This window comes from Mycolicibacter virginiensis (assembly GCF_022374935.2).
In the GTDB taxonomy this organism is placed as follows: Bacteria; Actinomycetota; Actinomycetes; order Mycobacteriales; family Mycobacteriaceae; genus Mycobacterium; species Mycobacterium virginiense.
In genome coordinates this window covers 233,057-255,716 of sequence record NZ_CP092430.2, presented here as the reverse complement: position 1 = coordinate 255,716, position 22,660 = coordinate 233,057, and the positions used below count along the sequence as shown (strand labels likewise).

Genomic DNA, 22,660 nt, shown 5'->3' with positions numbered 1-22,660 from the left:
CGGTTCCGAAATCGCTCGGTAACACAGATGAAATCGACTGGGGCTAAATCTTATACATGAGTACCGCCGTCTACGCCGCCGGTCACCGTATCGAGATCGAGGAGAGCCGGGTCCTCGTGGATGGGATGGTCAAGCCGGTCTCTCCAGCCGGCCTGGCCGCCCTGCGCGTCCTGGCGCACCGTCCGGGCAACGTCGTCGCCCGGGACGCCCTGCTGCGCGCACTCCCGGGACGTGGCAACAGCATGCACGCCGTCGAGTCTGCCGTGCTCCGACTGCGAACAGCGCTGGGCGACAGCCAGATCGTCGCCACGGTGGTCAAGCGTGGGTACCGACTGGCCATCGACAGTGAGCAGGGCGCAGCATGATCCCCATCCTGGTCGCGCACGGCACCCGTCAGCCCGACGGGGTCGTCATGATCGGCGAACTCGCCGAACGGGTCAGCACCCTGCTGGCACAACCGGTCAGAGTGGCATTCGTCGACGTACTGGGACCCAGCCCGGCCGAGATCCTTGCCGCTGAGGCCGAAAACGGCTGCCCGGCCATCCTCGTACCCGCCTTCCTCGCACGCGGTTACCACGTCGGCGTGGACGTTCCCACGCAGGTTGCCACCAGCGGTCACCCCGACGTCACGATCACTCCGGCACTGGGGCCCGACGCTCGTGTCGCCGCGGTGGTCGCCGCTCGGCTGACCGAATCAGGCTGGCGCCCCGGCGACTCGGTGGTTCTCGCTGCGGCCGGCTCCTCAGACCCGGTCGCGCAGAACGACCTCAAGCAAGCAGCGCAGATGGTGTCCGGAATGATCGGGACGCCCGTCACAGTGGCATTCGCCGCCATCGGCGGGCCCAGCGTCCCCGAAGCTGTCGCCAACCTGCGCAACCAAGGCGCGTCACGCGTCGTGATCGCGTCTTACTTGTTGGCCGACGGCCTTTTCCAGCGCCGCCTGCGCGATGCCGGCGCGGACCTGGTGACCGAGCCGCTGGGCACGCATCCCGGGATCGCCCGAGTCGTCGCCGACCGGTTCATCACCGCCAACACCCGGATTCCGGTGCGATAACACTCTTTCGGCAACAATCCGCGTCAGTGCAAGCTTCGGCCCGACGCGGGCACCGTGAATTCCTTTCTGTCCCCGCCGTGTTGATCGGCGACCCGCGCTGCCTCCCGCCCCTCCCCGGACCACCGCTGCGCCTCACACGCGGCCATCAGCGCCGTGAGGAGAAGTTCACGGCTGAGTCATCTCGTGCAGCATTGCGGTAACGAAAGATTTCTACCGTGACCACATGGCTCGTTCACACCTGATTACCCAGTGGGATCCCGAAGACACCGTGGCCTGGAAGGCCGGCAACGACAAGATCGCGCGGCGCAACCTGATCTGGTCGACAATTGCTGAGCACGCCGGTTTTTCGATCTGGTCGATCTGGTCGGTAATGGTGTTGTTCATGCCCGAGTCGGTGTACGGCTTCAGCGCCGGCGACAAGTTCCTGCTGGCAGCCACCGCCACCCTTGCCGGCGGTCTGCTGCGTATACCGTATTCGCTGGCCACCGCGGCCTTTGGCGGGCGTAACTGGACGATCTTCTCCGCGCTGGTGCTGTTGATCCCGACCATCGGGATGATGGGCCTGCTGGCCAACCCTGGACTGCCGCTCTGGCCTTACCTGCTGTGCGCGGCCTTGACTGGTCTGGGCGGCGGTAACTTCGCCGCCTCGATGACCAACGTGAATGCCTTCTACCCACATCGACTCAAGGGCTGGGCGCTGGCAGTCAATGCCGGGGGCGGCAACCTGGGCGTTCCGCTGATCCAGCTGGTCGGGTTGGCGGTGCTGGCAACCGTGGGCAACCGCCAGCCGTATTGGGTGTGTGCGATCTATCTGGTGGTCCTCGCGGTTGCCGCGATCGGCGCAGCACTTTTCATGGACAATCTCGACGGTCAACGGGCAGACCTGACGGCCATGCGTGCGATCCTTCCCGAACTCGACACCTGGATCGTCGCACTGCTCTACATCGGCACCTTCGGTTCTTTCATCGGATTCTCGTTCGCCTTCGGCCAGGTGTTGCAGATCAGCTTTGTGGGCGGCGGCCAGAGTCCCGCCCAGGCCTCGTTGCACGCTGCCCAAATAGCGTTCTTGGGCCCGCTCTTGGGGTCGTTGTCGCGGATCTTCGGCGGGCGCCTCGCCGATCGACTCGGCGGCAGCCGCGTCACGCTGGCTGCCTTCGGAGGCTTGTTCGCAGCCTCGGGGCTGCTCGTCGCCGTGAGCACCCTGGACAGCAGTCGCACCGGCCCCACGTCCGGCGCCGTCATGGTGGGCTACGTCATCGGCTTCGTGGCGCTGTTCATCGTGTCCGGCATCGGCAATGGCTCGGTGTACAAGATGATTCCGTCGGTCTTCGAGGCCCGCAGTCACCAAATGGGGATGCACGAGAGCGACCGTCGGCACTGGGCGCGGGCCATGTCGGGGGCGCTGATCGGGTTCGCCGGCGCAATCGGCGCGTTGGGCGGGGTAGGAATCAATCTGGCGTTGCGCCAGTCGTATATCACCAGCGGCTCGGCTACCACGGCGTTCTGGATCTTCCTGGTGGGCTATGTCGGTGCTGCGGCGCTGACCTGGCTGAGGTACGTACGTCGGCCGTTCTTCGCCCCGCAATCGGCCCAGGCCGCGTTGGCACCGGCATAAGGTGTCCACTTCGCTGAGCGGTTATCGGGTCGCGGTGACGTCAGCGCGCCGCGCTGACGAGCTCTGCACCTTGTTGCGGCGCCACGGCGCCTCGGTCTGCGCAGCACCAGCTATCACCATGATCGACTTGACCGACGATGTCGTTCTGCGCGGACGTACCGAAGCATTGATCGAGACGCCGCCAGATGTCCTGGTTGTGACGACCGCTATGGGCTTTCGGGGCTGGATCGCTGCGGCCGAAGGGTGGGGCATCGCCGACCGGCTGATCGCAGCCCTGACCACCGCCCGCATCGTGGCCCGGGGGCCAAAGGCAGTCGGCGCGTTGCGCACCGTGGGCCTGCCTGAGGAGTGGTCGCCCGAATCCGAGTCGTCAGAAGCGATGTTCGATTACCTGAAGTCCGACATTGCCGGCGCTCGCATGGCAGTGCAGCTGCACGGCACCACCGGCGACTGGGATCCCGCCCCCGAGCTGCTCGACCAATTTCGCAGAGCGGGAGCCGAAGTTCTTTCCATCCCCGTCTACCGGTGGCGGCCGGCCCACCCAGGTGGGGAGTTCGACCAGCTCACCTCGCAGATCGCCCAGCGCCAGTTCGACGCGGTCAGCTTCACCTCGGCTGCCGCCGTGATGGCGACACTCGCTCGTGCGGCCGACCTCGGCATCTCCGACGCGCTACTTCTCGCTCTGCGGTCCGACGTACACGCGATGTGCGTCGGACCGTTGACGGCCCGGCCGCTGACGCTGCTGAACGTCCCTACTTCATCTCCGCGGCGAATGCGCTTGGGGGCGTTAGCTCGTCACATCATCGACGAGCTGCCGCGGCTGCGCACCCACACCGTCCAGGCCGCCGGACATCGAATCGAACTCCGCGGCAATTGCGTGATAATCGACGGGGTGGCCAAGCCGATGTCGCCCTCGAGTATGGCCACCCTGCGGGCGCTGGCTCACCAGCCTGGTCGTGTCGTCTCGCGGCAGACCCTGCTCGAAGCGCTGCCCGGCAACGGTGCCAGCACCCACGCGGTAGAAACCGCCGTCCTGAGGCTGCGAACCACCCTGGGCGACAAGAACATTGTCGCCACCGTTGTCAAACGGGGATATCGCCTGGCCGTGGACCAGGTAGATCAGGAAGCCGGCTAAGACCGGCTAAGACCGGCTAGGCAACGGCGCGTTCCGCGACGGCCTGTCCGACCTGCACATAACCGTCCTCGGTGATCCGAGTCGGGTACACCCGCACCGACACGCTCGGGTCATCGAGGCAGCTGCCGTCGTCGAAGGCGAACGCCTGCTTCTTCAGCGGAGAGATGACCGAAAGCCGGCCACCGCGGTCGCCGACGATCCCGCGGGACATCACCGCTGCCCGGAAGAATGGGTCGATGTTGCACACCGCACGCACCGAGCCGTCATCAAGCCGGAACAATGCCGCTTGCTTACCGTTCGGGAGCAACACGCCTACGCCGAGCCCGGGAATCAGACTGTCGTAGCGGCAGGCGGTGGTCCAAGTGTCGATGTTGCTGGTGCTCATGATTCCTCCTTAGATGAGCGCACGACCGGTACGGGTAACGGGATCTTGCGGCCGTCGCGCACGGTGAACGCGACGGTGGGGTCTTCGGCTTCGGGGGCGTTGACGAACGAGACGAATCGCGACAGCTTCTCCGGGTCGTCCAGGACGCCCTTCCACTCATCGGTGTAGTTGTCGACGTGGCGGGCCATCTCCGCCTCGAATTCCTCTGCCAGCCCGAGGGAGTCGTCGCAGACGACCTCGCGGACGTGGTCGAGTCCACCTTCCATCGCCTCGATCCACGGCGCGGTGCGCTGCAACCGATCAGCGGTGCGGATGTAGAACATCAGGAACCGGTCGACGTAGCGGAACACCGTCTCGGTGTCGAGGTCGCTGGCGAGCAGCTGGGCGTGCTTGGGCGACATACCGCCGTTGCCGCCGACGTAAAGGTTCCAACCGATCTCGGTTGCGATCACGCCGACGTCTTTGGCGCGTGCCTCGGCACACTCGCGCGCGCAGCCCGAGACACCCATCTTGATCTTGTGCGGCGCGCGCAGTCCTCGGTAGCGCAGCTCCAGATCGATGGCCATCTTCACCGAGTCCTGCTGCCCGTAGCGGCACCAGTCGCTGCCCACACAGCTCTTCACCGTCCGCAACGACTTCCCGTACGCCTGACCGGATTCCATGCCGGCGTCCACCAGCTTGCGCCAGATAGCGGGTAGCTGATCCACCCGTGCACCGAACATGTCGATCCGCTGCCCGCCGGTGATCTTGGTGTAAAGGCCGAATTCCTGGGCGATCTGGCCGATCAGGATCAGGTGCTCGGGCTTGATCTCGCCGCCGGGCACCCGCGGAACCACGGAGTAGCTGCCGTTGCGCTGAATGTTGGCCAGGAAGTGGTCGTTGGTGTCCTGCAGGGCCGCCTGCTCGCCCTCAAGGATGTGGTCGGATCCGGTGGACGCCAAGATGGAGGCGACGGTGGGCTTGCAGATGTCACAGCCGTGGCCCGTGCCGAACCGCTCCAGCAGTTCGGAGAAGGTGCGAATTCCGGTGACCTGGACGATCTCGAACAGCTCCGCGCGCGACTGGGCGAAGTGTTCGCACAGCGCCTTGGACTGCTCGACGCCCTCGGCGACCAGCAACTCCTTGAGCAGCGGAATGCAGGATCCGCACGAGGTTCCCGCTTTGGTGCAGTCCTTCAGGCTCTGCACGTCGTGGCAGCCCCCGGCGATCGCGTCGCACAGCTGGCCTTTGCTGACGTTGTTGCAGGAGCAGATCTGCGCCGCTCCAGGCAACGCACTGATCCCCAGTGCCCTCTTGTTGTCGCCGGAGCCGGCCGGGGCGATCAGATCCAGGGGATCGCCGGGCAGCTCGGCGCCGACCATCGGACGCAGCACACCGTAGGACGAGGCGTCACCGACCAGGATCCCGCCGAGCAGGGTCTTGGCGTCGTCGGAGAGCACCAGCTTGGCGTAGGTCCGCTTCACCGGATCGTTGACCACGACCGACAGCGAGTTCTCGGTCGCCCCCATCGCGTCACCGAAGCTGGCCACGTCGACACCGAGCAGCTTGAGCTTGGTGGACATGTCCGCCTCGCCGAATTCAGCCACACCCTCGAGCAGGCGGTCGGCGACCACCTCGGCGCTGGTGTAGCCGGGCCCTACCAATCCGTAGCAGACACCCTCGATGGCGGCCACCTCGCCGATCGCGTACACGTCGGAATCACTGGTCCGACAGCACAGATCGGTCAATACCCCGCCGCGTTCGGCGATCGCCAGGCCGGCCTCACGAGCCAGTTCGTCGCGCGGGCGCACCCCCGCGGCGAAGATCACCAGCCCGGCCTCAATCGCGTTGCCGTCAGAGAGTTTTACCTGCAGGGTCGGTGAACCGTACTGGTGGGTCAGTTGCTCGATGGACTCGGTACCCACGCCGACATGCACCGCGATGCCCAGGTCCGAGATCATCCGGCTCAGCAGGACACCGCCGGCGTCGTCGAGCTGTTGCGGCATCAGCCGCGGCGCCATCTCGACGATGTGCGGTTCAATGCCAGACGCCCGCAGCGCGTTGGCGGCCTCCAGCCCCAGCAGCCCGCCGCCGATCACCACTCCGGCTCGGGTGTTACCGGCTTCGAGCATGCACTCGATGTCGGCCCGGATTCCGTCCAGATCATCCAGAGTCCGGTAGACGTGGCACCCGGGCAGATCATGGCCCGGCACCGGGGGGACGAACGCCCGCGAGCCGGTCGCCAGCACCAGGGTGTCGTAGCCGTACCGCTGTCCGTCCACGGCGAGCACCGATTTGTCGGCCAAGTCGACCTTCTCGACCCGAGTGCTCAGCATCAGCCGCACCTGCTCGTCGTCGGCATAGTCGTTGCCCGGCAGCGCCAGCCTGGATCGGTCCCACCCGTCGGTGTAGGAGGTCAACCCGACGCGGTCGTAGGCGGGATCGGATTCTTCGGCGAGCACCGTGACCCGCCAGTTCTCGCCGCCGGACCGGCTGCGCAGAGCCTCCACGAAGCGGTGTCCCACCATCCCGTGTCCGACCACGACAAGGTCTTTCACGGCGCGCGGGGTTTCGATCGTGGTCATGACAAAGAGGCTAGGAAGCCGATATTGCCGGAATATCGCCATACGTTACAAGCGTGTGACGGTCTGCTCACGCCGCTGTGAGACCCCTCACGACAGCCCCGTCTGAAGTGCTCGTTCACCCACGGCGAACACGGAACTTTAGCGCGGTCGACTCAAGTTCTACCCGGTGACGGACCGGTACCCGACCGGCACGCAAGCAACCACCACAAGGAGACACCCATGAGCACCCCGACTCTGTGGCAACGTCCATTCAAGCCCTATTCAAGCCACCGCTTCAGCCCCGCCTTCGACACCGACCGTTGGGTCCGCGACTTCTTCAGCCCCGCCACGGCCAGCGACTGGCGGGCGCCCGCCGCGACCGGGTTCCGGCCGGCCGCCGAGATCACCAAGGATGGCGACGACGCGGTGGTCCGGCTGGAACTGCCGGGCATCGACGTCGACAAGGACGTGACGGTCGAACTCGACAGCGGTCACCTGGTGGTGCGCGGCGAACGCCGCGATGAGCACGCCGAGACCGACGCCGACACCAACCGCACGCTGCGGGAGGTGCGCTACGGCACGTTCCGCCGCTCGTTCGCGGTTCCGGCGCACGTCACCAGCGAAGCCGTGACGGCGACGTATGACGCCGGCGTACTGACGGTCCGGGTAGCGGGCGTGTACGCGGGCACTCAGCCGCAGTCCATCGCCATCACCAAGTAAGCCGGCTAGGCGCCGTCCGACCCGAAAACCCCTGCACACGCCCGTGTGTGGGGGTTTTCGGCGTCCAACACGTCGTGCGCACAACGTGATCTGTCTCACGTTCCGTTCCCGGTGTGACTAGCATCGGGTGAACGTACTGTGATCCGTACCACCCGAGGAGGTCTGGTGTCGAGCACTACCGAACTCGCCGAACTGCACACCCTGATTGGTGACCTGCGGCGTTGCGTGCTGGGGCTGAAGACGCGCTTCGGCGACATCCCTGGAATGCGCCGCATCGAACTGGACGCCGAGCGCATTCTCACCGACGTTCAACTCCTCGAATCCGATGCCGGAGAGATGGACTTGGAGCGCTGGGCGGCCGAGCGGTCGCACGAGAAGATCACCATCCCCGACACCGAATACGACAGCGAATTCTGGCGCGACGTCGACGACGAAGGCGTCGGCGGCCAAGGCAGGTACTGACCCACACCGGGTGCTGCTTGCGGCCAAGGGGCGCCCTCCGACGAACTGAGCCGAAGGGAACCCCACCAGATGAGCGCACCCGCCGTGAACCGTCCCGGCGTCTTCTCGGCGACTCGCGCACGGATCGCGAATCGCACGCTGCGCACCGACCGCTGGTGGCTGTCGCCGCTGCGGGTGAACCTCGGACTGGACGCGTTCATCATCTACGCGACCATCCGGTCGTTCTGGGGCAGCGCCTACTGGGTTGACAAGTACCACTACCTGACGCCGTTCTACTCGCCGTGCATCAGTGCGTCATGCGTGCCCGGCTCAAGCCACCTGGGCGTCTGGTTACCGGAGTTCCCTCGGTGGATTCCCTTGGGAGCATTGGTATTGCCCTTCCTGCTGTGTTTCCGGCTCACCTGCTACTACTACCGCAAGGCCTATTACCGCGCCTTCTGGCAGTCGCCGACGGCCTGCGCGGTTCCCGAACCCCGCGCCCACTACACCGGCGAGACCCGCTTCCCGCTGATCCTGCAGAACAGCCACCGCTATTTCTTCTATGCCGCGTTCGCGCTGGCCGCGCTCAATACCTATGACGCGTTCGCCGCGCTGCACTCCGACGACGGGCCTGGCGGGTTCGGGTTCGGCGTGGGCAACATCGTGCTGTTCGCGAACGTGGCGATGCTCTGGGCCTATACCGGCGGCTGTCACTCCTGCCGGCATGTGTTCGGCGGTCGCCTCAACCACTTCTCCAAACACCCGGTCCGCTACTGGTTCTGGACAAAGATCAGCTGGTTCAACGGCCGCCACCAGCAGTTCGCCTGGATCACCCTGGGCACGCTGGCGTTCACCGACCTCTACGTCGCCCTGGTGTCCAGCGGCGTCATCACCGATTTCCGGTTCGTCGGCTAAGTGCCGCGATCACACGAAGGGTTAGCGAGAATTCATGGTTGAAGTCGAACGGCACTCCTACGACGTGGTCGTGATCGGTGCCGGGGGCGCTGGCCTGCGCGCGGTGATCGAAGCCCGCGAACAGGGCTTGAGCGTTGCGGTGGTGTGTAAGTCGCTGTTCGGCAAGGCGCACACCGTGATGGCCGAGGGTGGTTGCGCGGCGTCAATGGGCAACGTCAACTCCAAGGACAACTGGCAGGTGCACTTCCGCGACACCATGCGCGGCGGGAAGTTCCTCAACAACTGGCGGATGGCCGAGTTGCACGCCCGGGAAGCACCCGAGCGGGTCTGGGAGCTGGAGACCTACGGTGCGCTGTTCGACCGCACCCCCGACGGAAAGATCAACCAGCGCAACTTCGGCGGCCACACCTATCCGCGGTTGGCCCACGTCGGTGACCGCACCGGCCTGGAGTTGATCCGCACCATGCAGCAGAAAGTGGTCTCGCTGCAGCAGGACGACTACGCCGAATTCGGTGACTACGAGGCCCGGATCAAAATCTTCCACGAGTGCACCATCACCGAACTGCTCAAAGACGAAGCTACCGGAGCTATTTCGGGCGCGTTCGGCTACTGGCGTGAAAGCGGCAACTTCGTGTTGTTCGAAGCGCCGGCAGTGGTGCTGGCCACCGGCGGCATCGGCAAATCGTTCAAGGTGACGTCGAATTCCTGGGAGTACACCGGCGACGGCCACGCGCTGGCGCTGCGCGCCGGCGCGACGCTGATCAACATGGAGTTCGTCCAGTTCCACCCGACCGGGATGGTGTGGCCGCCCAGCGTGAAGGGGATCCTGGTCACCGAGGGCGTCCGCGGCGACGGCGGAGTACTCAAAAACTCCGACGGAACCCGGTTCATGTTCGACTACATCCCGCCGGTGTTCAAGGGTCAGTACGCCGAGACCGAGCAAGAGGCCGATCAGTGGCTCAAGGACAATGACTCGGCCCGCCGCACCCCGGACCTGCTGCCCCGTGACGAGGTGGCCCGCGCCATCAACTCCGAGGTCAAGGCCGGACGCGGTTCGCCGCACGGCGGAGTGTTCCTCGACATCGCCTCTCGGCTGACACCCGAAGAGATCAAGCGCCGGCTGCCGTCGATGTACCACCAGTTCATGCAGCTCGCCGAGGTCGACATCACCAAGGACGCAATGGAAGTCGGCCCCACCTGCCACTACGTGATGGGTGGCATCGAAGTGGACCCGGACACCGGCGCGGCGGCGGTACCCGGACTGTTCGCCGCCGGCGAATGCTCCGGCGGGATGCACGGTTCCAACCGACTGGGCGGCAACTCCCTGTCGGACCTGCTGGTGTTCGGCCGTCGCGCCGGTTTGGGCGCGGCGCAGTACGTGCAGGGGCTGGGCACTCGACCGGCCGTGACACCGGCAGCGCTGGAGGCCGCGGCCGAGTTGGCACTGGCGCCGTTCCACGGTCCAGCCGGCGGTGGGACACCGGAGAACCCCTACACCCTGCACGCCGAGTTGCAACAGTCGATGAACGACCTGGTCGGCATCATCCGCAATGCCGGCGAGCTGGAGCAGGCCCTGGTCCGCCTTGCCGAGTTCAAGGCCCGGTTCGCGGCGGTCACCGTCGACGGCGGACGGCACTACAACCCGGGATGGCATCTGGCCGTCGACCTGCGCAACATGCTGCTGGTCAGCGAATGCGTGGCAAAAGCAGCGCTGCAACGCACCGAGAGCCGCGGCGGGCATACCCGCGACGACCACCCGGGGATGGACGCCAACTGGCGCAAGACCCTGTTGGTCTGCCGGGTCACGGACAGTAGCGCGGTCCCCGACATCACGATCACCCCGGAGCCTCAGACCGGGATGCGCGAGGACCTGCTGGAGCTGTTCGAGATCTCCGAACTGGAGAAGTACTACACCGACCAAGAGCTGGCGCAACATCCGGGACGGAGAGCGTAATGACACACAACGCCCACCTGCGAGTCTGGCGTGGTGACGTTGACGGCGGTGGACTTGAAGACTTCGAGGTCGAGGTCAACGAGGGCGAGGTGGTGCTCGACGTCATCCATCGCCTGCAGGCCACCCAGACCCCGGATCTGGCGGTGCGCTGGAACTGCAAGGCCGGCAAGTGCGGATCGTGTTCGGCGGAGATCAACGGATTCCCGCGATTGATGTGTATGACGCGGATGTCGATGTTCGACCCGGCCGAAACGATCACCGTCACCCCGGTGCGGACCTTCCCGGTGGTTCGGGACCTGGTCACCGATGTCTCGTTCAACTACGAGAAGGCCCGCGAGATGCCGGCTTTCAAGCCGCCGGCGGATCTCAAGCCCGGCGAGTACCGGATGCAGCAGGTCGATGTGGAGCGCTCCCAGGAGTTCCGCAAGTGCATCGAATGCTTCCTGTGCCAGAACGTCTGCCACGTCATCCGAGACCACGAGGAGAACAAGCCACGGTTCTCCGGGCCGCGGATGTTCATCCGACTCGCGGAGTTGGACATGCACCCGCTGGACGCCGCCGACCGGCGTGACTTCGCCCAGGACGACGCCGGGCTCGGATTGTGCAACATCACCAAGTGCTGCACCGAGGTCTGCCCGGAGCACATCACGATCACCGACAACGCCATCATCCCGATGAAGGAACGGGTGGTCGGAAACCGCTATGACCCGGTCGTCTGGCTCGGTCGAAAGATCTTCCGCCGCAAGGCCGACTGACCTAGGTTCCCAAGAACGTCATCGGGTCGTGCAACACCCGGGTGCCGTCATGCAGGCTGTCCAGGGTAGCCATGTCGGCCTCGGACAGCTCGAACTCGAATACGTCCAGATTCGCCGCAACCCGCTCCGGATTCCCGGATCGTGAGATCACCGCGTTGCCGCACTGCAGATTCCACCGGATCAAGATCTGCGCCGGGGTTCGCCCGTGGGCGCTCGCCAGTGCCGTCACCGCGGGGTCATCGAGCAGGCTCCCCACACCCAGCGGACTGTAGGACTGGGTGACGATGTCCCGGTTGGCGTTGACGTCACGCAGTTCGGCCTGGTTGAGCCGCGGATGTAGTTCGATCTGGTTGATCGCCGGGGTCACGCCGGTCTCGTCGATCACCTCGGTCAGGTGTTCCTCGGTGAAGTTGCATACTCCGACCGACTGGACCAGGCCGGCGTCACGCGCCTCGATCATCGCTTGGAAGCTCTCCACGTATTTGCCCAGTTGCGGTGCCGGCCAATGGATGAGGTACATGTCGATGTAGTCCAGACCGAGCTGATCCAGGCTGCGTTCGCAGGCCTGTTTGGCAGCACAGTAGCCCTGATTGGAGGTGCCCAGCTTGGTGCTGACGAACAACTCCGAACGCGGCACACCGGAAGCCTCGATCGCCCGTCCCACTATGGCCTCGTTGCCGTAGGACGCGGCGGTGTCGATGAGCCGGCAACCGCTTTCCAGGGCTGCCAGCACCGATGCCTCGGTTTGCTCGTCGGACAGTTTGGCGACTCCCAGACCCAACACGGGCATGGCCACCTCGTCATTGAGGGCCACCTGGGGAATCGACAGGGAAGTATCTGCGGCGGATTCCAACTCGAATGAAATCGTCATATCTTCGACCTACACGCTCCGTTACGTTGCCATCACTAGTTACGTGTCAATCAGCCGGGAAACCAGCTGCTAATAGCCAGGTTTCATCTCTCTGGCGCTGGCCGCGCCGTTGCGGCCGCAGAAGCTTCAGCGCTTCTGCACGTCCCGTTCTACCGACGCGGCTGAATGGTGGTCAACAGGTGATAGGCAATAAACCGGTCGCGAAGTGAACTCGCTCACAACACTCTTCGTATGACCTGGCTACTGCGGAATAGCAGCCCAGCCGCCTTCGCGCTGCAGCAATGCGATCAAGGCATCGGCGACGCCGGGTGCGGCGGCGACGCACACCTCGCCGCTGTCGATCTCCGGGCCGGGCAGCACCACCCGCGCCCCGGCCTCGACCGCGATCAACGCGCCGGCGGCGTAATCCCACGGCTTGATCCCATGCTCGTAGTACGCGTCCAGTCGCCCGGCAGCGATCATGCACAGGTCCAGCGCAGCCGATCCGATTCGCCGTACATCGCGCACTTCCGGCAGCAGTCGGGCAAGCAGTGCCGCCTGGGCGGCCCGGCGCCGGGGTGAATAGCCGAACCCGGTGCCCAGCAGCGCCAGCGACAGCTCGCTGACATCGGTGCAGCGCAGACCGGTGGTTCCCTGCCGGTCGGTCACTCGGGCGCCCAATCCGGCACCGGCAGAATAGATCCGGTCACCGACGACGTCGGCCACCGCGCCGGCCACCGACACCCCGCCGATCTGCGCTGCCACCGAAACCGCGTAGGCCGGGACGTCGTACATGAAGTTCACTGTGCCGTCGATCGGGTCGACCACCCAGGTGACGACCCCCGGTTCAGCACCGGAGACGTCGCCGGATCCTCCGCCTTCCTCGCCCAGCACCGCATCACCGGGCCGAAGCCGACTCAGTCGATCTCTGATGAAGCTCTCGGTCTCGGTATCGACCACGGTCACCGGATCGGTCGGACTGCTTTTCGTCTGGACCAGGCCGGAGGACGACTCGGCCGCTTCGGCGCCGAACACCTCGGCGCGTCGACGCCGGACGAAGGTGGCTGCTTCGGCCACCAGTGTCTCGGCGGTGGTCCTCAACTGCACGGGGTCGCTACGCAGGGGCGCCATCTGCCCATAGCAACACATCGGCGGGGGTTATCGCACCCCCGGCACGCCTACAGCGGCTCGGACCTCAGCCACCGAGGCGGCGAAAACCGCTGCGGTGGAACACGATCGGAGCGATCTCCGGATCGACGGTCAATTCGCAGACGCGCAGCACCACGATGGTGTGGTCCCCGGCGGGCACCAGCTGCTCGATCGAGCTGCCCAGCCATACGCCGGTGCCCTTGATGAACACCGCACCGTCGTTGGTCACCGTCTCCAGCCCGGCGAACCGATCACCGGTCTTTGCAGCCAGGGTGCGCGCCGCGACGTCGTGCGCCTCGCCGAGCACGCTGATGCCCAGCCGCGGCGAGTCCTTGAGCTTCGGCCACGTCGTCGAGGTGTTCTGCACGCAGAAGGACACCAACGGCGGCTCCAGCGAGACCGGCACGAAGGTGCTGGCCGCCAGGCCGACCCGAACGCCATCGATCTCGGCCGCCACCGCCACCACTCCGGACGGGAAATGCCCAAAGGCCTCCCGAAGCGACGACGGGGTCAACGGGGTCAAGTTGCTCGCGGAACTCACGTGGGGATTCACCGGGGACTCATTCGCCTCGTCTGGTCTGGTCGCCCAGAACCCTACTCGCCGCCCCTCCACCTCGGCAGATCGGCCGCCAACGACCACGTTTTCAGCCCGAGACCAACCGGTTGGTTACCCGCATAAAGGACATAGCTCACATCAGCTTGCACTATGGCTACTGGCGAGTATATTTCAGGTTACGTTACTGGTGGGTAACTTAAGCCTGAGTACCCAACCACAGGTGGCATTCCATGAGGAGGAAGTAGTGAGCCACTACAAGAGCAATGTCCGTGACCAGGTGTTCAACCTGTTCGAGGTGCTGGGCTTGGACCAGGTCTTCGGCGAAGGCGACTACGCCGACCTGGACGTCGACACCGCTCAAGAGATGCTCGGCGAGATGGTCCGCCTGGCCGAGGGCCCGATCGCGGAGTCGTTCGTCGACGGCGACCGCAACCCGCCGGTGTTCGACCCGGCCACCCACTCGGTGACGCTGCCCGAGTCCTTCAAGAAGTCGGTGCGCGCCCACCTGGAAGGCGGCTGGGACCGGGTCGGGGTCATCGAGGAGCTCGGCGGCATTCCGATGCCCAAGGTCCTGATGTGGGCCCTGCAGGAGCACATCCTGGGCGCCAACCCGGCGGTGTGGATGTACGGCGGCGGCGCAGGCTTCGCCAACATCTTCTACAACATCGCCACCGACGAGCAGAAGAAGTGGGCTGTCCTCGCCGCGGAGCGCGGCTGGGGTTCGACCATGGTGCTGACCGAGCCGGATGCCGGCTCGGACGTGGGCGCCGGCCGCACCAAGGCCGTCCAGCAAGAGGACGGCTCGTGGCACATCGACGGCGTCAAGCGATTCATCACCTCGGCTGACTCCGACGACCTGTTCGAGAACATCTTCCACCTGGTGCTGGCCCGCCCGGAGGGCGCCAAGCCCGGCACCAAGGGTCTGTCGCTGTTCTTCGTGCCGAAGTTCCTGTTCGACTTCGAGACCGGTGAGCTCGGCGAGCGCAACGGTGCCTTCGTGACCAACGTCGAGCACAAGATGGGCCTGAAGGTCTCGGCCACCTGTGAGCTGACCTTCGGCCAGCACGGCGTACCGGCCAAGGGCTGGCTCGTCGGCGAGGTGCACAACGGCATCGCGCAGATGTTCGACGTGATCGAGCAGGCCCGGATGATGGTCGGTACCAAGGCCATCGCGACGCTGTCCACCGGCTACCTCAACGCGCTCGAGTACGCCAAGGAGCGGGTGCAAGGCGCCGACCTGACCCAGATGACCGACAAGTCCGCACCGCGGGTGACCATCACCCATCACCCGGACGTCCGCCGGTCGCTGATGACCCAGAAGGCCTACGCCGAGGGTCTGCGGGCGCTGTACATGTTCACCGCCACCTTCCAGGACGAAGCGGTCGCCAAGGCGCTGCACGGTGTCGACGCCGATCTGGCGGTCAAGATCAATGACCTGATGCTGCCGATCGTCAAGGGTGTCGGCTCCGAGCAGGCCTACGCCAAGCTCACCGAGAGTCTGCAGACCCTGGGTGGCTCGGGCTTCCTGCAGGACTACCCGATCGAGCAGTACATCCGTGACGCCAAGATCGACTCGCTCTACGAGGGCACCACGGCAATCCAGGCACAGGACTTCTTCTTCCGCAAGATCATCCGTGACAAGGGCGCCGCACTGGCCCACGTCGCGGGCGAGATCGAGACGTTCATCAAGAACGAGACCGGTAACGGCCGACTGAAGGCCGAGCGGGAACTGCTGGCCACCGCGCTGGCCGACGTGCAGGGCATGGCGGCGACGCTGACCGGCTACCTGATGGCCGCGCAGGAGGACATCTCCAGCATCTACAAGGTCGGCCTGGGTTCGGTGCGCTTCCTGATGAGCGTCGGCGACCTGATGATCGGCTGGCTGCTGGCTCGCCAGGCCGCGGTGGCGGTGGCGAAGCTCGATGCCGGTGCCGAGGGTGCCGACCGGTCCTTCTACGAGGGCAAGATCGCGGTGGCGTCGTTCTTCACCAAGAACTTCCTGCCGTTGCTGACCAGCACTCGCTCGGTGATCGAGAACATCGACAACGACATCATGGAGCTCGACGAAGCGGCGTTCTAAACGCCCAGCACAGACCGCGCAGGCCCCCGGGGAGACCCCTTGGGGGCCTGCTGCATTTCCGGGTCCGGACCCGGGGCGGGGCGGCTTGTCCTGATTTGTGGGATGTATGTCGTAGACGCCACGCGCCGGACCGCTGACACTGATGGCATGACACGCGACGTCGTCATCCTCGGCTACCCCGGAATCCAGGCGCTGGATGTTTTCGGGCCCGCGGAGGTGTTCGCCACCGCGACGCTCGTCCTGCTCGGTCAGGGCCGCGGCGAGGACGGCTACCAGGTCACGGTGGCCAGCGTCGACGGCGCCCCGATCGCCACCAGCAGCGGGCTGGCTCTCGCGCCGAGTCCCCTACCCGCGCCGAGCGAGCCCGTCGACACCCTGGTGCTGCCCGGCGGCGTCGGTGTCCACACGGTGCAGGCCGATCCGGAAACCGTCGAATGGGTCCGCCGCGCCGCTGCCCAGACCCGGCGGGTGGTCAGTGTGTGTACCGGTGCTTTCCTGGCCGCGCAGGCGGGTCTGCTCGACGGGTGCCGCGTCACCACGCATTGGGCATTTGCCGACGCGCTGGCCCGCGAGTTCCCGAGCGTCACCGTCGACCCGGAGCCCATCTTCGTGCGCAGTTCGGCGACGGTGTGGACCGCGGCCGGGGTCACCGCCGGTATCGATCTGGCCTTGGCGTTGGTGGAAGAAGATTACGGAACCGAGGTGGCACAGACCGCGGCCCGCTGGCTGGTGCTGTATCTGCGGCGCCCCGGCGGCCAGTCCCAGTTCGCGGTTCCCGCTTGGCTGCCGCGTTCGCGTCGCGCGCCGATCCGTGATGTCCAGGAGCTGATCGAGTCCGAACCCGGTGGCCTGCACCGGATTACCGAACTGGCGTCCCGAGCCTCGATGAGCCCCCGGCACTTCACCCGGGTCTTCACCGACGAGGTGGGCATGGCACCGGGCGCATACGTGGAGCGAGTGCGCACCGAGGCCGCACGCCGACAACTCGAGGAGACCGACGACACCGTCGTCGCGATCGCCGGACGCTGTGGATTCGGCACTGCGGAAACCCTGCGGCGCACCTTCATTCGCCGGCTCGGCATCTCACCCGATCACTACCGCAAGACCTTCGCCTGAAAGGAAAACCCATGCAGATCGCAATTGTGCTCTACCCCGGATTCACCTCGCTGGACTTCATCGGCCCCTACGAGATGTTGCGCTGGCTGCCGGATGCGCAGGTGCGCTTCGTGTGGCACGAGCCGGGTCCGATCACCGCGGACTCCGGTGTCCTGGTGGTCGGGGCAACCCACTCGTTCGGCGAGACGCCCTCCCCCGACGTGATTCTGATCCCCGGCGGAATGACGACCATGGAGCATGCCCGCGACGAGAAGCTGCTGGACTGGGTACGCGCCGCCCACCAGACGGCGACGTGGACGGCGTCGGTGTGCTCGGGTTCGGTCGTACTGGGCGCCGCCGGTCTGCTCACCGGCAAGCGCGCCACCTCGCACTGGATGGCACTACCCGCGCTGAAGACGTTCGGCGCCACCGCGGTCGGCGACGAGCGCATCGTGCACGAGGGAGACATCGTCACCTGCGCGGGGGTGTCGGCCGGTATCGATCTCGGGCTGTGGCTGGCCGGCCAGATCGGCGGCGAGGGCCGCGCCAAGGCCATCCAGTTGTCGATGGAATACGACCCGCAGCCGCCGTTCGACTCCGGGCACACCTCGAAGGCATCGGCGCAGACCAAGGCGGCGGCCACCGCCCTGATGGCCAGGGAGCTGGCGAAGCCGGCCCAATTGAAGGCCAGCGCACTGCTGCTGTGGGATCAGGCGATCGGCGCGGTTCGCAACCGGCGGACCCAAACGGTCCGCCGCTGAATCCCCTCAGTTCAGCGGCGGACCGGGCAGGTTGCTTCGCGCTGCCACCGGGGGCGCGTAGCCACGCGAAGCGAACCGATGTCTCGACTACCCGGCAACGGCGCGTGTCAAACGTGGATCGTCGCGCCTGCTGCGTTATCGGCGCCGACCCGCGGCGCCCGGCTCCGCCGCACTTGCGATCGGCGCTACCCCTCGAGGATGGCTGCGACGCCCTGGCCTCCGGCGGCGCAGATCGAGATCAGCGCGCGCACGGGCTTGTTCTTCGAGGCACCCTTCTTGGCGGCCTTGGCTTCGGCGATCTGCTTGGCCGCCTGCGCCACGATCCGCCCGCCGGTGGCCGCGAACGGGTGGCCCGAAGCCAGCGACGAGCCGTTGACGTTGAGCTTGGCCCGGTCGATGGCGCCCAGCGCCGAATCCAGTCCCAGCCGCTCCTTGCAGTACTCCTCGGACTCCCACGCCGCTAGGTGGCACAACACCGTGGCGGCGAACGCCTCGTGGATTTCGTAGAAGTCGAAGTCCTGCAGGGTCAGGCCGTTGCGCGCCAGCAGCCGCGGCACCGCGTAGGTCGGGGCCATGAGCAGCCCGTCGGCACCGTTGACGTAGTCCACCGCGGCCGTCTCGGCGTCCACGAAATACGCCAGCGGAGTCAGTTTGCGCGCGGCCGCCCACTCCTCGCTGGCCAGCAGCGCCACCGACGCACCATCAGTCAACGGGGTGGAGTTGCCCGCGGTCATGGTGGCGTCACCGGCCTTGGCGCCGAACACCGGCTTGAGCGTGGCCAGCTTCTCCGGGCTGGACTGGGGCCGCAGGTTGTCATCACGGTAGAGCCCCTGGAACGGCGTCACGAGGTCGTCGAAGAAGCCGCGGTCATAGGCGGCGGCCATGTTGCGGTGGCTGGCCGCGGCCAGCTCGTCCTGGTCGACCCGCTTGATGCCCATCTGCTTGGTGGTGATGGCCTGGTGCTCGCCCATGGAAAGGCCGGTCCGCGATTCTTTGTTGGCCGGGATCTCCACGCCCAGCGCGGCGGGCAGCTTGCCGACCAGCTTGAGGCGCTGCAGGTTCGACTTCGACCGGCGCAGCGCAAGCAGCGTGCGGCGCAGTTCGTTGCCGATCGCCAGGGGTGCGTCCGAGGTGGTGTCCACGCCACCGGCGGCGGCCACCTCGTAGCGACCGGCGGCGATCCCGTCGGCGGCGCAGATCGCCGCCTGCAGCCCGGTACCGCAGGCCTGCTGCAGGTCGAAGGCCTGCGTGTAGGGCGACAGCGCCGAGCCCAGCACCGATTCGCGGATCAGGTTGAAGTCACGGCTGTGCTTGAGCACCGCCCCGCCGACCACCGCGTCCAGCTTCTCGCCGGCCAGGCCGAACCGATCGATGAGGCCGCCCAGCGCTGCGGTGAACATGTCCTGGTTGGACGCGTTCGCGTAGGCGCCGTCGGAGCGTGCGAATGGAATGCGATTGCCCCCGAGAACGGCGACACGGCGTCGCGTGCCGGCGGTTGCCTCGGCAGGTTTAGCAGCAGATGCAGATGCCACGATCTCTCGTCTCTGATGGTGGGTCCCCCGCATTGCCGGGGACCGTCGGGCTGATACTACCCAGTATTCTTACTCTGGAGTAAGTTCGTTGTCGACACCGTGGCCCGCACCAGGCACGTCCCCACATGGAAGGCAGCACCCATGCCCCCTAAGGCCCCCAAGCTCTCCTCGGACCTGTTGTCCCAGATCCTCAACTCCGCACCCGGATCGTTCCTGTCCAAGCAGCTCGGCGTTCCGCAGGCCGAGACGCTGCGCCGTTACCGAGTCGGCGAGCCGGCACTGGCCGGGCCCCTGCTGATCGGTGGGTCGGGCCGGGTGGTCGAGCCACTGCGCGCCGCACTCGCCGACGACTACGAACTGGTCGGCGACAACCTGGGCGGCCGCTGGGCCGACTCGTTTGGCGGACTGGTCTTCGACGCCACCGGCATCACCTCACCCGCCGGACTGACCGCACTGCACGAGTTCTTCACCCCGCTGCTGCGCAACGTGGGCCGCTGCGGCCGTTTGGTGGTCGTCGGCACCACCCCCGAGGCCACCGGCAGCGCCGACGAGCAGATCGCCCAGCGTGCACTGGAGGGCTTCACCCGCTCGCTGGGCAAGGAATTGCAGCGCGGCGCCACCGTGCAGCTGGTGTACCTGTCGCCGGACGCCAAGCCTGGTGCCACCGGCCTGGAATCGACGCTGCGATTCATCCTCTCGGCCCGCTCGGCCTACGTCGACGGCCAGGTGTTCTACGTGGGTGCCGACGACGCGACCGCCCCCGCCGACTGGGACCGGCCGCTGGAGGGCAAGGTCGCGATCATCACCGGCGCGGCGCGCGGCATCGGCGCCACCATTGCCGAGGTGTTCGCCCGTGACGGCGCCAAGGTGGTGGCGATCGACGTACCTCAGGCCGCCGAGGCGCTGGAAAAGACGGCTTCCCGAGTGGGCGGGACCGCGCTGGCCCTCGACGTCACCGCCGAGGACGCAGTCGACCAGATTGCCGCGCACCTCGCCGAACACCATGGGGGCAAGGCCGACGTACTCGTCAACAACGCCGGTATCACTCGCGACAAGTTGCTGGCCAACATGGACGACGCACGATGGAACGCGGTCCTGGCGGTCAACCTGCTTGCGCCGCAGCGCCTTACCGAAGGACTGGTCGCCAACGGCAGCATCGGCGAGGGCGGTCGGGTGATCGGCCTGTCGTCGATGGCCGGGATCGCGGGTAACCGCGGCCAGACCAACTACGCGGCCACCAAGGCCGGGATGATCGGACTGACCGAAGCGCTGGCTCCGACGCTGGCCAAGAAGGGCATCACGATCAATGCCGTTGCGCCGGGGTTCATCGAAACCGAGATGACGGCGGCGATCCCGCTGGCCACCCGCGAGGTCGGGCGTCGGCTCAACTCGCTGTTCCAGGGTGGTCAGCCCGTCGATGTCGCCGAGTTGATCGGCTACTTCGCCAGCCCGGCTTCGAATGCGGTGACCGGCAACACCATCCGGGTCTGCGGCCAAGCGATGTTGGGGGCCTGAGCGGCATGGCCCAGCCAAGTGGCATGAGAAACATGGTGCGCGCGGTCGCGGGGGCGCTGCCGTTCGTTTCGCGCACGCAAACCCTGCCGAACCGGACGCTGCGAGTCGACGAGCTGACCATCGACCCCGACCACGTCGCCGCCTACGCGGCCGTCACCGGGCTGCGCTTCGCGGATCAGGTCCCGCTGACCTATCCCTTCGCGCTGACGTTCCCTACCGTGATGGAGCTGGCGACTGGGTTTGACTTCCCGTTCGCCGCGATGGGTTCGGTGCACACCGAAAACCGGATCACCCGCCACCGCCCGATCGCGGTCACCGACACCGTCGGCGTGACGGTGCGGGCGGAGAACCTGCGGGAACACCGCAAGGGCCTGCTGGTCGACGTCGTCACCGACATCACCGTGGGCAACGACCCCGCCTGGCATCAGGTGACGACGTTCCTGCACCAGCAGCGCACCAGCCTGTCCGACGAGCCGAAGCCGCCGCCGGCCAAGCAGCCCAAGCTGGGCCCGCCCAGCGCGGTGCTGCGGGTGACCCCGGGACAGATTCGGCGCTACGCATCGGCCGGTGGCGATCACAACCCGATCCACACCAGCTCGATCGGCGCCAAGCTGTTCGGCTTCCCCACCGCGATCGCGCACGGGATGTTCTCGGCAGCAACGGTTCTGGCCAACATCGAAGGGGCGCTGCCGGACGCGGTGGACTACACGGTGCGGTTCGGCAAGCCCATGCTGCTGCCGGCAAGCCCCGGCCTCTACATCGACAAGGTCGACGGCGGCTGGGATCTGGCGCTGCGCAATATCGCCAAGGGCTACCCCTACCTGACCGGGGCAGTGCGGGCGCTGTAACCCGCGCCGCATTGCGTCTTAGGCGTTGTCGGCCGCGAGGCCGGCCGCCTTCAGCAGCGTCGCCTTACTGACCTCCCAGCGGGCGCTGACGACCTCGATCCCCCAGACCGGAATCGACATCACCAGCCCACGGACGACCACCATCACGGTGTCCATGTAAGCCCGCGCGGAGAACCCTGGGCCCGGCGCGGGTAGCGCCTCGGCGGAGGCGACCGCCAGACCGTAGATGTGTTGCTCCAACGACTTCACCGTCTTGGCCAGTTGTGGGTCGGTCCAACATGCCACCCACAACTGGGCGACCGAAAGTGCTTGGGGTGTAGTGAATTCGCACCAGATCAGGTCGAGATATCCGCCCAGGTCCAGCGTGGCGGTCGCGGCCGTCTCTTCGAAATGGATGCGGGCCTGATTGGCCAGTTCGAAAGCGAGCTGAGCGACCGCGGCCGTCACCAGATCATCGCGGGTCGGGAAGTGATACATCACCGTGCTCTGCGACACGGTCGCGGCGCCGGCGACGCGGCGCGTGGTCACCGCGACGACCCCCTCGGTCCGCAGCAGTTCGACCGCCGCACCCACCAATGCTTGACGCGTGGCGGCGCGCTGCTCGGCCCGCGTGCCATTTTTCATTGGGATTCCCCTATTGCATTAACAGGTCCGCCACAGCTAATCTGACTGATCAGATGAACAGTCAACTGAGGCTCGGTCGTCATTTCCGCTGTTCAGGCCCGAAGACCCTGCCATGAGGCATTGTAAGGACACA

At 66.3% G+C, this 22,660-nt stretch carries 20 protein-coding genes and 1 pseudogene; 14 read left to right on the top strand and 7 right to left on the bottom strand.

Annotation, left to right across the window (positions count from 1 at the left end; translation table 11 throughout):
• Positions 1-74: 74 nt before the first annotated feature.
• The 4 genes and pseudogenes from MJO54_RS01230 to MJO54_RS01215 form a co-directional block, all read left to right on the top strand.
• Positions 75-365 (top strand): annotated as a pseudogene (locus tag MJO54_RS01230) (winged helix-turn-helix domain-containing protein); the annotation flags it as partial.
• Positions 362-1,054, top strand: coding sequence for a sirohydrochlorin chelatase (locus MJO54_RS01225; RefSeq protein WP_064891088.1), 693 nt, complete (start codon positions 362-364; stop codon positions 1,052-1,054). The pseudogene MJO54_RS01230 and the gene MJO54_RS01225, both read left to right, overlap by 4 nt.
• Positions 1,055-1,277: 223 nt before the next feature.
• Positions 1,278-2,669: a nitrate/nitrite transporter gene (locus tag MJO54_RS01220; protein ID WP_046285905.1), complete on the top strand. Its 1,392-nt coding sequence runs from the start codon at positions 1,278-1,280 to the stop codon at positions 2,667-2,669.
• A gap of 1 nt (position 2,670) precedes the next feature.
• Positions 2,671-3,804 carry a uroporphyrinogen-III synthase gene (locus MJO54_RS01215; protein WP_065153430.1) on the top strand — a complete coding sequence of 378 codons (1,134 nt, stop codon included), beginning with the start codon at positions 2,671-2,673 and terminating at the stop codon, positions 3,802-3,804.
• Positions 3,805-3,820: 16 nt separating this feature from the next.
• On the opposite strand, the gene nirD is transcribed toward MJO54_RS01215, so the two are convergent.
• Both nirD and nirB read right to left on the bottom strand, forming a co-directional pair.
• Positions 3,821-4,189 carry a nitrite reductase small subunit NirD gene (gene nirD / locus MJO54_RS01210; protein WP_046285907.1) on the bottom strand — a complete coding sequence of 123 codons (369 nt, stop codon included), beginning with the start codon at positions 4,187-4,189 and terminating at the stop codon, positions 3,821-3,823.
• The gene (gene nirB, locus MJO54_RS01205; RefSeq protein WP_240175505.1) at positions 4,186-6,753 is read right to left on the bottom strand and encodes a nitrite reductase large subunit NirB; all 2,568 of its coding nucleotides are present in this window, start codon (positions 6,751-6,753) and stop codon (positions 4,186-4,188) included. The genes nirD and nirB overlap by 4 nt, the downstream gene beginning before the upstream one ends.
• A 219-nt stretch (positions 6,754-6,972) precedes the next feature.
• Between nirB and MJO54_RS01200 the strand changes: the two genes are divergently transcribed.
• The 5 genes from MJO54_RS01200 (at position 6,973) to MJO54_RS01180 (ending at position 11,517) form a co-directional block, all read left to right on the top strand.
• Positions 6,973-7,452, top strand: coding sequence for an Hsp20/alpha crystallin family protein (locus MJO54_RS01200; protein ID WP_240175504.1), 480 nt, complete (start codon positions 6,973-6,975; stop codon positions 7,450-7,452).
• A 165-nt stretch (positions 7,453-7,617) separates the two neighbouring features.
• Positions 7,618-7,914 (top strand): Rv0250c family protein, encoded by a 297-nt coding sequence (locus MJO54_RS01195; protein WP_046286628.1) that lies wholly within the window; start codon positions 7,618-7,620, stop codon positions 7,912-7,914.
• Between the two features lie 69 nt (positions 7,915-7,983).
• On the top strand, positions 7,984-8,808 hold the full coding sequence (gene sdhC / locus MJO54_RS01190) for a succinate dehydrogenase subunit SdhC (RefSeq protein ID WP_046286625.1): 825 nt from the start codon (positions 7,984-7,986) through the stop codon (positions 8,806-8,808).
• A 34-nt stretch (positions 8,809-8,842) separates the two neighbouring features.
• A complete protein-coding gene (locus MJO54_RS01185; RefSeq protein ID WP_046286624.1) occupies positions 8,843-10,762 on the top strand; it encodes a fumarate reductase/succinate dehydrogenase flavoprotein subunit in 1,920 nt (639 codons plus the stop codon).
• Complete coding sequence (locus MJO54_RS01180) at positions 10,762-11,517, top strand: succinate dehydrogenase/fumarate reductase iron-sulfur subunit (protein ID WP_046286623.1); 756 nt, start codon at positions 10,762-10,764, stop codon at positions 11,515-11,517. Before MJO54_RS01185 ends, MJO54_RS01180 begins: the two co-directional genes overlap by 1 nt.
• A 1-nt stretch (position 11,518) precedes the next feature.
• Here MJO54_RS01180 and MJO54_RS01175 read toward each other — a convergent pair whose 3' ends face one another.
• The 3 genes from MJO54_RS01175 to MJO54_RS01165 form a co-directional block, all read right to left on the bottom strand.
• Positions 11,519-12,388, bottom strand: a complete 870-nt coding sequence (locus MJO54_RS01175) for an aldo/keto reductase (protein WP_065153428.1) — start codon at positions 12,386-12,388, stop codon at positions 11,519-11,521.
• 240 nt (positions 12,389-12,628) lie between these two features.
• Positions 12,629-13,498 (bottom strand): inositol monophosphatase family protein, encoded by an 870-nt coding sequence (locus tag MJO54_RS01170; protein ID WP_065153427.1) that lies wholly within the window; start codon positions 13,496-13,498, stop codon positions 12,629-12,631.
• Positions 13,499-13,562: 64 nt separating this feature from the next.
• On the bottom strand, positions 13,563-14,039 hold the full coding sequence (locus MJO54_RS01165; RefSeq protein ID WP_396877533.1) for a flavin reductase family protein: 477 nt from the start codon (positions 14,037-14,039) through the stop codon (positions 13,563-13,565).
• Positions 14,040-14,316: 277 nt separating this feature from the next.
• On the opposite strand from MJO54_RS01165, the gene MJO54_RS01160 reads away from it, so the two are divergent.
• The 3 genes from MJO54_RS01160 (at position 14,317) to MJO54_RS01150 (ending at position 18,008) form a co-directional block, all read left to right on the top strand.
• Entirely contained in the window at positions 14,317-16,152 is a 1,836-nt protein-coding gene (locus tag MJO54_RS01160; protein ID WP_065153439.1) for an acyl-CoA dehydrogenase, read from the top strand.
• A gap of 147 nt (positions 16,153-16,299) precedes the next feature.
• Positions 16,300-17,268, top strand: coding sequence for a GlxA family transcriptional regulator (locus tag MJO54_RS01155; protein WP_240175503.1), 969 nt, complete (start codon positions 16,300-16,302; stop codon positions 17,266-17,268).
• 11 nt (positions 17,269-17,279) lie between these two features.
• Positions 17,280-18,008, top strand: coding sequence for a DJ-1/PfpI family protein (locus tag MJO54_RS01150; RefSeq protein WP_240175502.1), 729 nt, complete (start codon positions 17,280-17,282; stop codon positions 18,006-18,008).
• Positions 18,009-18,193: 185 nt separating this feature from the next.
• Here MJO54_RS01150 and MJO54_RS01145 read toward each other — a convergent pair whose 3' ends face one another.
• Positions 18,194-19,573 carry an acetyl-CoA C-acetyltransferase gene (locus tag MJO54_RS01145; protein ID WP_052741345.1) on the bottom strand — a complete coding sequence of 460 codons (1,380 nt, stop codon included), beginning with the start codon at positions 19,571-19,573 and terminating at the stop codon, positions 18,194-18,196.
• A gap of 108 nt (positions 19,574-19,681) precedes the next feature.
• Here MJO54_RS01145 and MJO54_RS01140 point away from each other — a divergent pair, with 108 nt between their 5' ends.
• Entirely contained in the window at positions 19,682-21,055 is a 1,374-nt protein-coding gene (locus MJO54_RS01140) for a 3-oxoacyl-ACP reductase (RefSeq protein ID WP_046286484.1), read from the top strand.
• 5 nt (positions 21,056-21,060) lie between these two features.
• The gene (locus MJO54_RS01135) at positions 21,061-21,903 is read left to right on the top strand and encodes a MaoC/PaaZ C-terminal domain-containing protein (protein ID WP_240175501.1); all 843 of its coding nucleotides are present in this window, start codon (positions 21,061-21,063) and stop codon (positions 21,901-21,903) included.
• Positions 21,904-21,921: 18 nt separating this feature from the next.
• On the opposite strand, the gene MJO54_RS01130 is transcribed toward MJO54_RS01135, so the two are convergent.
• On the bottom strand, positions 21,922-22,527 hold the full coding sequence (locus MJO54_RS01130; RefSeq protein ID WP_240175500.1) for a TetR/AcrR family transcriptional regulator: 606 nt from the start codon (positions 22,525-22,527) through the stop codon (positions 21,922-21,924).
• Between the last annotated feature and the right edge of the window lie 133 nt (positions 22,528-22,660).